This is a genomic window from Cyanobium gracile UHCC 0281 (assembly GCF_034931305.1).
Taxonomy (GTDB): Bacteria; Cyanobacteriota; Cyanobacteriia; order PCC-6307; family Cyanobiaceae; genus Cyanobium; species Cyanobium gracile_A.
The window spans coordinates 18,039-28,053 of sequence record NZ_JAYGHY010000034.1 but is presented as its reverse complement, the minus strand read 5'-3'; the positions used below and the strand labels follow the sequence as shown (position 1 = coordinate 28,053).

Annotated in this window: 13 protein-coding genes; 5 read left to right on the top strand and 8 right to left on the bottom strand. The window is 70.1% G+C overall.

All coding sequences use genetic code 11. The features are described from left to right. From VB739_RS10765 to hemH, 6 genes are all read right to left on the bottom strand, one after another. Nucleotides 1–297: PEP/pyruvate-binding domain-containing protein (locus VB739_RS10765; protein WP_323357059.1), on the bottom strand; the 297-nt coding region annotated here is incomplete at its 3' end. 105 nt (nt 298–402) lie between these two features. Further along, nucleotides 403–606: a GIVxVP protein gene (locus VB739_RS10760; protein ID WP_323357058.1), complete on the bottom strand. Its 204-nt coding sequence runs from the start codon at nt 604–606 to the stop codon at nt 403–405. Continuing rightward, the gene (locus VB739_RS10755; RefSeq protein WP_323357057.1) at nt 603–959 is read right to left on the bottom strand and encodes a hypothetical protein; all 357 of its coding nucleotides are present in this window, start codon (nt 957–959) and stop codon (nt 603–605) included. Before VB739_RS10755 ends, VB739_RS10760 begins: the two co-directional genes overlap by 4 nt. Further along, the gene (ilvB, locus tag VB739_RS10750; protein ID WP_323357061.1) at nt 941–2,713 is read right to left on the bottom strand and encodes a biosynthetic-type acetolactate synthase large subunit; all 1,773 of its coding nucleotides are present in this window, start codon (nt 2,711–2,713) and stop codon (nt 941–943) included. The genes VB739_RS10755 and ilvB overlap by 19 nt, the downstream gene beginning before the upstream one ends. A gap of 207 nt (nt 2,714–2,920) precedes the next feature. Continuing rightward, the gene (locus VB739_RS10745) at nt 2,921–3,535 is read right to left on the bottom strand and encodes a M23 family metallopeptidase (protein WP_323357056.1); all 615 of its coding nucleotides are present in this window, start codon (nt 3,533–3,535) and stop codon (nt 2,921–2,923) included. Then, nucleotides 3,516–4,691, bottom strand: a complete 1,176-nt coding sequence (hemH, locus tag VB739_RS10740; RefSeq protein WP_323357055.1) for a ferrochelatase — start codon at nt 4,689–4,691, stop codon at nt 3,516–3,518. The genes VB739_RS10745 and hemH overlap by 20 nt, the downstream gene beginning before the upstream one ends. 185 nt (nt 4,692–4,876) lie before the next feature. Between hemH and VB739_RS10735 the strand changes: the two genes are divergently transcribed. Both VB739_RS10735 and cobO read left to right on the top strand, forming a co-directional pair. Next, nucleotides 4,877–6,076, top strand: coding sequence for a site-specific integrase (locus tag VB739_RS10735; RefSeq protein WP_416233322.1), 1,200 nt, complete (start codon nt 4,877–4,879; stop codon nt 6,074–6,076). 63 nt (nt 6,077–6,139) lie between these two features. After that, nucleotides 6,140–6,841: a cob(I)yrinic acid a,c-diamide adenosyltransferase gene (gene cobO, locus VB739_RS10730; RefSeq protein WP_323357053.1), complete on the top strand. Its 702-nt coding sequence runs from the start codon at nt 6,140–6,142 to the stop codon at nt 6,839–6,841. 16 nt (nt 6,842–6,857) lie between these two features. Here the strand turns inward: cobO and VB739_RS10725 are convergent, their stop codons facing one another. Further along, complete coding sequence (locus VB739_RS10725) at nt 6,858–7,043, bottom strand: hypothetical protein (protein WP_323357052.1); 186 nt, start codon at nt 7,041–7,043, stop codon at nt 6,858–6,860. Nucleotides 7,044–7,143: 100 nt separating this feature from the next. Between VB739_RS10725 and pyrH the strand changes: the two genes are divergently transcribed. From pyrH to VB739_RS10710, 3 genes are read left to right on the top strand one after another with little or no spacing between them, the layout of a single operon-like run. Then, nucleotides 7,144–7,863 carry a UMP kinase gene (gene pyrH / locus VB739_RS10720; RefSeq protein ID WP_216909772.1) on the top strand — a complete coding sequence of 240 codons (720 nt, stop codon included), beginning with the start codon at nt 7,144–7,146 and terminating at the stop codon, nt 7,861–7,863. 28 nt (nt 7,864–7,891) lie between these two features. Then, nucleotides 7,892–8,431, top strand: a complete 540-nt coding sequence (gene frr, locus VB739_RS10715) for a ribosome recycling factor (RefSeq protein ID WP_323357051.1) — start codon at nt 7,892–7,894, stop codon at nt 8,429–8,431. Then, nucleotides 8,428–9,567, top strand: a complete 1,140-nt coding sequence (locus VB739_RS10710; RefSeq protein ID WP_323357050.1) for a geranylgeranyl reductase family protein — start codon at nt 8,428–8,430, stop codon at nt 9,565–9,567. Before frr ends, VB739_RS10710 begins: the two co-directional genes overlap by 4 nt. A gap of 6 nt (nt 9,568–9,573) precedes the next feature. Here the strand turns inward: VB739_RS10710 and VB739_RS10705 are convergent, their stop codons facing one another. Beyond that, complete coding sequence (locus VB739_RS10705) at nt 9,574–9,963, bottom strand: Crp/Fnr family transcriptional regulator (RefSeq protein WP_323357049.1); 390 nt, start codon at nt 9,961–9,963, stop codon at nt 9,574–9,576. Nucleotides 9,964–10,015: the final 52 nt, after the last annotated feature.

Here is a 10,015-nt window from a genome sequence, read left to right as displayed (position 1 = left end):
CGGCAGGTCCGCCCCACCCAGCAGCGCCCGGGCCCCCTGGCCGGCCGCCTGCAGGGCCGCCAGGTCGTTGGTGTCGAGGCCGTCGAGCAGGGCGGCAAGGGCGGGCCTGAGCCCGTTGGCGGTGATGAACAGGCGGTAGGCGGCGGCCGTGGTGGCGAAGCCTCCCGGAACCTGGACGCCTGAGGGCCCCAGCTGCTGGATCATCTCCCCGAGGGAGGCGTTCTTGCCGCCCACCTCGGCGATCGATTCCAGGCCGACCTGTGCCAGGGGCACCACGAGCTGATCGGAGTTGCGCATCCCCTTCGCCCTGACTGCCCCAACTCTGGAGCCGCGACCCCCCCTCCGGCCGCAGGCTGTGATGTTCTCGAATGGGGGCTGGCGGCCCGCCAAACGGCTTTGGACTCAGGGGTCGGAGGGGGGCGGGCCGGGTTCGGGCAGCAGCTGGGCCAGCAGACCCGCTGCCATCAGGATCCCCCCCAGCGTGAGCGCCAGGCCACGGTTGGCGGCGGCCGGGCCCTCCATCCAGGTGCCGGCGGCCAGGAAGGCCCCGCCGAGCAGCAGGGTGGGCACCAGCACGATGCCCTTGGCGGTGCGGTTAAGGCTCATGGGCAGGCCTCCGCTTGGGCCAGGCCGGCCTCGATCAAGCCGGTGGCGATGTCGTCGCCGCTGGACAGCAGGCTCACCTGGGCCAGCAGCGTGCCATCCCTTTGGCCCATCGGGCGCAGATTGACCTTGGTGCGGCGGGGCAGGGCCTGCCGCAGCCAGGCGGTCGCCTGCTGCTCCTGCTCTGCCGCCAGCTCCATGCAAGCGAGCTCAACGGCATAGCTGCGGTTTCCATCGCCCACCTGCAGCAACCTGCCGCTGCGCACCTGGAACACCTCCGCCGCCACCGCCGCGCCGGGCCAGGCGATCAGCAGGGCCAGCAGGACCCCGAGCAGGCTCAGAGTTTGGCGCCGCAACTGGGACAGAACAGGTGGGCGCTGGCGGTGGTGCTGCCGCAGGCATTGCATTGGCGGATCGTGTCGATGGCGAGTTCGGGATGGCTGGGCAGTCCCACCATCTGGGCGTTGCTGGCTCCCGGGGGCACCATCGGATAGCAGTTCTCGTTGCGCCGCACGCGCACGTCGACGAACACCGGACCGGGGTGGGCCAGGGCTTCGGCAAGGCCGGAGCGCAGCTGGGCCCGGTCGGTGATGCCGATGCCCTTGACCCCGAACGCCTCGGCCAGGGCGGGGAAGTCCGGCATGCCGCCGGTCATCTCGGAACTGGAATAGCGCTCTTCGTAAAAGCTTTCCTGCCACTGGCGCACCATGCCCTGCCAGCCGTTGTTGAGCACCACCACCTTCACTGGCAACTGGTACTGGCTGAGGGTGCCCAGTTCCTGAATGTTCATCAGGATGCTGGCGTCCCCTGCCACGCAGATCACTCGCTCGTCGGGGAAGGCGGTCTGGACGCCCATGGCGGCGGGCATGCCGAAGCCCATGGTGCCGAGGCCGGCGCTGCTGATCCAGCGGCGGGGTCCATTGCGCAGGAACTGGGCGGCCCACATCTGGTGCTGGCCCACATCGGTGGTGAAGAACGCCTCGGGGGCCAGTTCCCGCAGGGCAATGACCACTTCCTGGGGGGCAATCTCCCCGGTGGGCTGGGGGATCACCAGGGGGTAATGGTGTTTCCAGGTGTCGATGCGCTCCAGCCAGGCATCGGTGCGGCGGTTGGCGCTTTCGCCCACGGAGGCCTGCAGCAGGGCCTGAAGGGCCAGGCGAACATCGGAAACGACCGGCACCTCGGGCACCCTGTTCTTGCCGACTTCGGCCGCATCGATGTCGATGTGGATGACCTGGGCCCGGGGGGCGAAGCTGTCCAGCCGGCCGGTGACCCGGTCATCGAAGCGGGCCCCGACGGCGATCAGCAGATCGCATTCGGTGACGGCGAAATTGGCGTAGGCGGTGCCGTGCATGCCCAGCATGCCCACCGCCAGGGGATGGTTCTCGTCGAAGGCCCCCTTGCCCATCAAGGTGGTGGTGACCGGCAGGCGGAACCGCTCCGCCAGCTGATGCACCTCGCCATGGGCGTCGGAGGCGATGGCGCCGCCCCCCACGTAGAGGAGGGGCCGCCGGGCGTGGCGGATCAGGGCCAGGGCCGCCTCGATGGCTTCCGGCCTGGGGGCCGGCGGACGCTTGAAGCCGGAGGGGATCGCCGATCCCGGGGCCACCGGGGTGTAGTCGAACTCCTCGGCACCCACGTCCTTGGGCACGTCGATCAGCACCGGGCCAGGGCGGCCGCTGGCGGCGATCAGGAAGGCTTCCGCCACGATGCGGCCGATGTCGGCGGGGTCGCGCACCACCCAGGAGTGTTTGACGATCGGCAGGGTGATGCCGAAGATGTCGGTTTCCTGGAAGGCATCGGTGCCGATGGCGGCCCGGGGCACCTGCCCGGTGATCACCACCATCGGCACCGAATCCATCTGGGCGGTGGCGATGCCGGTGACCAGGTTGGTGGCGCCGGGGCCGGAGGTGCCGAAGCAGACGCCCACCTTGCCGGTGGCGCGGGCGTAGGCATCGGCGGCGTGGGTGCCGCCCTGCTCATGGCGCACCAGGATGTGTTTCAGCCAGCCCCGGGACTCGGCCTTGTGGAGCTCGTCGTAGATGGGCAGGATCGCCCCGCCCGGGTAGCCGAAGATGTGCTTCACCCCGTGGCGGTGCAGGGCATCCATCAGGGCGTAGCCCCCGCTCACCCGCATCGGTGCCGACACATCAGCGCCCCTCTCTGCGGCGGCGGCGTGCCCTGCGGCGGCTGTGGCGGGGGGAAGGGGCGTGATCGTCACGGCGGCGGCTGGGGACTGGCGAAGGGGAACGGGGTCGTCAGGATGGAAGAGCGAAGCACCCGGGGGGCAAGACGCCGGGCAACGGGCTGGACACCATCAGCGGAAGACACCCAGGTTAGGTCGCTGCAGGGTGATTGGGTTGCGCTGGCGACGGCTCTGGGCCATGGCCCGCAACACCCGGGCCGGGTCCATCCAGGCACCCCGGTAGCGCAGGCCCCAGTGCAGGTGGGGACCGGTGGTGCTGCCCGTCAGGCCGACGTGGGCGATCACCTGGCCGGTGGCCACCCGCTGGCCCACCCGCAGCAGGACGTTGCCGCTGCGGTAGACGCCGCTGCCCGCCTGGCCGCTGAGGTGGCAATAGATGTGCTCATAGCTGCCGGAACGGATCACCAGTCCGTTGCCGCAGCCGCCGTCGACGATCACCTCGCTCACCGTGCCGGTCCACCAGCTGCGGATCGGCGATCCCAGGGGGGCGGCGATGTCGATGCCGTAATGGGGCCGGACGTCACCACTGAGCGGATGGGAGCGCATGCCGAAACCGCTGGTGTAGCCCGCGAAGCTGGCCACAGGAAAGGCACCCCGGCCCCAGAGGCTGGCGTTGCGGGCTTCGGCGGGCAGGCCCTGGCTGCTCAGGCCCAGGGTCGCCGCGATCACCAGCGACCGCCCCCGCAGGCGGGGACGCCGAGGGCGATCAGAGCAGTCCGAGGGCATGAAGCGGGCCTTGACCAGTGAGCAATTCCAGCAGAAAAGCGGAAAATCCGACCATCGCCAGGCGACCGTTCCACACCTCGGAGCTGTTGTTCCAGCCCCAGGCCCACTTGTCCTGGGGGTAGAGCTTCACCTTCTTGGGCAGCTGGGCCGCCATGTCGAGGTTCACCTCCGGGCCCGCCATGGCCTCGTGGACCAGGTCGGCGAGGCCCTGGATGAAGGTGGGATCGGTGTCGAGGGCTGGCACCCGACGGAAGTGGGTGATGCCGGCTTCGGTGGCGATCTCCCGGTACTCGATGTCGATCTCCTCGAGGGTCTCGATGTGTTCGCTGACGAAGCTGATCGGCACCACCACCAGCTCTTTGACACCCTGCTCGCCCAGTTCCCGCAGGGCATCCTCGGTGTAGGGCTTGAGCCATTCCACCGGCCCCACCCGGCTCTGGTAGGCGAGGGTGGAGGGGTTGGCATGGCCCAGCAACTCCTCCAGACGCTTCATGACCAGGGCGGCGCAGGCCTGGATCTCCTGCTGATAGGGATCACCGGCCTCCTCCACGTAGCTCTTGGGCACCCCGTGGGCACTGAAGAAAATGTGGGCCGCGTCCGGCGTGTCGGAGGCACGGACCTCCCGGGCGATCAGTCCGGCCATGGCATTGATGTAGCCCGGATGGTCGTACCAGCTGCGGATGCAGCGGATCGGCAGCCGCCGGAAGGCCGGGTCGGCCTGGCGCAGCCGCTGCAGTTCGCGAAAGCTGGAGCCGCTGGTGCTGATCGAGAAATGGGGATACAGGGGCAGAACCACCACCTCCTCCACACCGTCGGCCTTGATGTCGCCCACGGCCGATTCGGTGAAGGGATGCCAGTAGCGCATCGCCACATAGCTGGTGGCGTCGACGCCTTCCTGGCGCAGGCGGCTCTGCAGCTCCCTGGCCTGCTGTTCGGTGATGCGCCGCAGGGGGGAGCCGCCGCCGATGGAGCGGTAGGCCTCCTTTGATTTGCCGCTGCGCAGGGTGCTGATCAACCAGGCCAGTGGCTTCTGCAGCACCGGCGTGGGCAGACGGATGATCTCCGGATCGGAGAACAGGTTGTAAAGGAATGGCCCGACATCCTCGATCCGTTCCGGACCGCCGAGGTTCAGCAGCAGCACGCCGACCCTGGCCATGCTCTCTATCAGAAACGATGAGCGTAACGCCGCCCACCGCCGGCGGGTGCCGGCCTTGGCAAGGAACTGCACCCTGGCGGCCCGGGGATGGCATCGGTAGCTTCCGGCTCAGCCCTGCCTGTTGCACCATCGTCCTGGCCGCCCTGCCACCGCCAGCCGCCTCTGATCCGGGCGCCTTGGCAGATATCGAACCGGCAGCGCTGGTGCGACAGGAAAACCGGCGTCTGGCGGCCTCGGGCACCGGCCTGCGCCTGGAGATCCGCCAGCAGCGGCTGGGTTTGCGCGGGCCCCTGCCCTGCCCGAAGGGCACGCCAGCGCGGCCGGTGCAGCGCATCAGCCTGGGGCTGCCGGCCACCGGAGCGGGTGTGGCCGTCGCCCTCGAGCAGCTCGAGCGGGTGCGGCAGGCGGTGGAGCAGGGACGCTTCAGCTGGGAGCCCTGGCGCCGGCGCCCGCCCGCTGCGGCGGCCCCTGCCCCAGAGGTGGCTCAGGCGGTGGCGCCCCCTGAGGCTGGGGAACTGAGGCCCGCCCTGGCCGGTTTCGAGGCCGCCTTCTTCGCCGATCCCCGCCGCCGCCGCCGGCCCGCGGGCAGCCGCAGCACCTGGAGCGGTGCCTACCGGCCCTACCTGCGGCGTCTGGCGGAGCTGGCCGCCAACACCCGCGGCGCCGCGGTGGTGGACGCCCCTTTGCTGGAACGGGTGCTGGAGAGCTACCCCCTGGCCAGCCGCAGCCGCCAGCAGTGCGGCATCGCCCTGGGGGCCCTCGCGCGCCACCTGCAGCTGGCGCTGCCGGACGACTGGAGCGAGCGCAGCGGCGGGTACGGCCTGCATGTGGCCCGTTTCCGGGGACTGCCCAGCGACGCCCGCATCCTGGAGCTGGCGGCGGCCATCCCCAACCCCCGCTGGCGCCTGGCCTACGGCTTGATGGCCACCTACGGCCTGCGCAACCACGAGGTGTTCTTCTGCGATCTCTCCGCCCTGGCTCCGGGGGGCGACAGGGTGCTGCGGGTGCTGCCCACCAGCAAGACGGGAGAACATCAGGTGTGGCCGTTCCAGCCCGACTGGGTGGAGCGCTTCGGCCTGGAGGGCCTGGCCGAAAGTGCCGTCGGGCTCCCCCGGGTGTGCACGGATCTGCGCCGCACCACTCTGCAGCAGGTGGGCCGGCGGGTGGCGGAGCAGTTCCGCCGCTACGGGCTGCCGATCACCCCCTACGACCTGCGCCATGCCTGGGCCGTGCGCACGATCCACATCGGCCTGCCCGACACAGTGGCCGCCCGGATGATGGGCCACTCCGTGGCGATCCACACCCGCACCTACCACCACTGGATCACGCGACGGGATCAGCAGCAGGCCGTCGACACGGCCCTGGCGCGCCTGCGGCCCTCCTGAAGCGCCGGGCCGCCCGGGGCGCCGGGGGTTCCGCCAGAGTGCGCCAAACACACAGCGCTTCCGATGACGGCGACCGCCTCCACGACCCCAGCCGCCCCCGACGAGGCGCTGGCGCTGGATCGCCAGGCCGAGGAGCTGGGCCCAGGGGGCGACCTGGCTCCCGAGGTGGATCAGGAGGCCTACCGGCGCCGCATGCAGCGCCGCCGGGAGGTGCAGCAGCAGCGGGTGGGGGAGCGGAACCTGGAGAAGGGCCTGGTGCTCGTCTTCACCGGCGAGGGCAAGGGCAAGACCACGGCGGCCCTGGGCCTGGTGCTGCGCACCCTGGGCCATGGCGAAAGGGTGGCGGTGGTCCAGTTCATCAAGGGGGGCTGGCAGCCGGGGGAGGCCCGGGCCCTGGCGCGCTTCGGCGAGGACCTCCACTGGCATGCCCTGGGCGAGGGGTTCACCTGGGAAACCCAGGACCGGGAGCGGGACCGCCAGCTGGTGCACAGCGCCTGGGAACGGTCCTGCAGCTACCTCGCCGATGCCGACCGCAAGCTGGTGGTGCTCGATGAGATCAACGTGGCCCTCAAGCTGGGCTATCTCGACCCCGACCAGGTGCTGGAAGGTCTGGCCCTGCGCCCGCCGCTCACCCACGTGGCCCTCACCGGCCGCGGCGCCCCGCCGGCCCTGCTGGAGCGGGCCGATCTGGTCACGGAGATGAAGGCGGTGCGCCATCCGTTCCGGGAGCAGGGGGTGAAGGCCCAGGCGGGCATCGAGTACTGACTCCGGGCGAGCGCAATCAACCCAGGTCGGCCCGCAGCCGGGCCAGGCTGCAGACCAGCACCGACAGACCGCTGACCAGAAGGGCCCGGTGCACTTCGGGCTCGCCCCAGAACCCAGGGCTGCCGCTGGCCCGATCCATGGCCGACAACGTCAGCCGGGCCATCACATCGCTGCTGCGGGGTCCGGGCTGGTCGAGGGCCATGGCGGTGCTCCTTTGGGACAGTGAAGCGGCTGACGCAGCGGCGGGCAACCTGGTGGCGCCGCTGGGAGGGTTGCTACTCTGCGGCCGATCGCATGAGCCGATGGCCTACAGGCGCGTTCTCCTCAAACTCAGCGGTGAAGCGCTGATGGGGGGCCAGGGTTATGGGATCGATCCCGCCATCGTTCAGGCGATCGCCAAGGATGTGGTCGAGGTGGTGGCCGGGGGCACCCAGCTGGCCATCGTGGTGGGTGGCGGCAACATCTTCCGGGGTCTGAAGGGTTCAGCCGCGGGGATGGACCGGGCCACGGCGGACTACGTCGGCATGCTGGCCACGGTGATGAATGCCATCACGCTGCAGGACGGACTCGAGCGTGTCGGTGTGCCGACCCGCGTCCAGAGCGCCATCTCCATGCAGGAGGTGGCCGAGCCCTACATCCGCCGCCGGGCCATCCGGCACCTGGAGAAAGGGCGGGTGGTGATCTTCGGTGCCGGCTGCGGCAACCCCTTCTTCACCACCGACACCACCGCCGCCCTGCGGGCCGCTGAAATCAACGCCGATGTGATCTTCAAGGCCACCAAGGTGGATGGGGTCTACGACAAGGACCCCGCCAAGCATGCCGATGCGGTCCGCTACGAGACCCTCACCTTCCTCGACGTGCTCAGCGGCGAGCTCGAGGTGATGGACAGCACCGCCATCGCCCTGTGCAAGGACAACGCCATCCCGATCGTCGTCTTCGACCTGTTCGGCTCGGGCAACATCGGGCGGGCCGTCGCCGGTGAGCCCATCGGCACCAGCATCGTGCCGGCGCCCCCCCGCTGACCCTCTCCCCCTCCGCCCTTCCCCTGCCATGGATCTCGAAGCCAGCATGCGCAAGTCGGTGGAAGCCACCCAGCGCACCTTCAACACCATCCGCACCGGTCGGGCCAACCCCTCCCTGCTCGACAAGCTGACCGTTGAGTACTACGGGGCCGACACGCCGCTCAAGTCGCTGGCGACGATCTCCACCCCGGACGCCCAGACGATCCAGATCCAGCCCTTCGACAAGGGCTCCATGGCGCTGATCGAGAAGGCGATCGCCATGAGCGATCTGGGCCTGACCCCCAACAACGACGGCCGCGTGATTCGCATCAACATCCCGCCCCTCACCGAGGACCGCCGCAAGGAGCTCTGCAAGCTCGCGGCCAAGTACGCCGAGGAGGGCAAGGTGGGTCTGCGCAACCTCCGCCGAGAGGGCGTCGACCGGATCAAGAAGCAGGAGAAGGACGGTGAGCTCTCCGAGGACCAGAGCCACGACGAGCAGGAGAAGGTCCAGAAGCTGACCGATCGCTACATCACCGAACTGGAGAAGAAGCTGGCGGAGAAGGAAGCCGAGATCCTCAAGGTGTGAGCCAGTCCGCCCATGCCGATGTGATCGTCGTCGGCGCCGGGGCGGCGGGCGGCGCGGCGGCCTTCCATCTGGCGGCCCGTGGCCGCCGTGTGATCCTGCTGGAGGCCCAGGCCCCAGGACGGTCCAAACCCTGCGGTGGCGGCATGGCCGCCTCGGTGCAGCGCTGGTTCCCTTTCGATCTGGCCCCCGCCGTCGACCAGGTGATCCGCCGGGTGCGGTTCACCTGGTGCCTGGAGGATCCAGTGACGGCGGAGCTGCCCGGCGCGGCCCCCTTCTGGATCGTGCGCCGCAGCGTCCTCGATGCCTTCCTGGCCGAGAAGGCCGTCCAGGCGGGCTGCGACCTGCGCCATGGCTGCAGGGCCGAGCGGATCGAGCGCCGCGCCGATGGCCTCTGGGAGGTGTCGGGGTCCGGCGAGGGGCCGCTGCGGGCCAGGGCGGTGGTGATCGCCGATGGCTCCGCCTCCCGTTTCGCGGCACCCCTCGGCCTGGGCCCGCCCCGTCCCCGCTTTGCGGCCACGGTTTCGGTGGAGGTGGCGGCGGATCCCGACCCCGCCGACATGGCCCGCTTCGAGTTCGGCCTGGTGCACCACGGCTTCTGCTGGGTGTTTCCCCGGCGGGGGGGCTTCAGCATCGGCGTGGGCACCTTCGTCGGCCAGCAAGAAGCCGACAGCGAGGCGGTGCTCTCCGCCCTGCTGCCCAGCCTGGGGCTGCCTGCGGGTGCGGGCGAGCGGCGCCATGGCCAGCTGCGGCTCTGGAACGGCCACCATGCCCTGCACGGGTCTGGTCTGGTGGCGGTGGGCGATGCCGCCTCCCTCTGTGATCCCTTCCTGGCCGAGGGCCTGCGCCCGTCCCTGCTGAGTGGATGCGAAGCGGCCGCCGCCCTCGACCGTTGGCTGGATGGCGAGGGACCGGCCTTGGAGCAGTACAGCCTGCGCATGCGCGAGGCCTGGGGTGATTCGATGGCCTGGGGCAAACGCATCGCCCAGGTGTTCTACCGGGTGCCCCGGGTGGGCTACCAGCTGGGCGTCAAGCGCCCCACCGCCCCTCAGCGCATCGCCCAGATCCTCTCCGGTGAGATGGGCTATGGGGAGATCGCCCAGCGCGTGATCCGGCGGCTGCTGTTCCAGCGGGGATGAGCGGCCTCAGTTGCGGGTCACACCCTTGAGGTCGCGCAGGCGCTGGTCGATCGAGCCCAGCAGTTCGATGGCGAACATGGGCGCCTCCTGAACGGCGAACAGAAACTTCTCACGGTTCATCACCAGCAGCCGGCAATCGGTGAGGGCCGTGGCGTGGCCGTAGCGGCGGTGTTCGGCCGTGACCAGGGCCCCGGCTCCGAAGACGTCGCCGGCCTGGATGTCCTCATGGCCCGCATCGGCGTTCCAGCTCAGGCGCACCGTTCCCTCCAGCAGGCCGAACATGCAGTCGCCGGCTTCGCCGGCGCGAAAGATGACGGATCCGGCCTCGACATCCCTCACCTCGCCCTTGGCGGCGAGGGCACGCATCGTGTCGAGGGCATGGACGGTGTGGGCCATTCGTCAGTGGGAAGGGGCCCCATCCTTGCCCATCAAGGTGAACATCCGATCA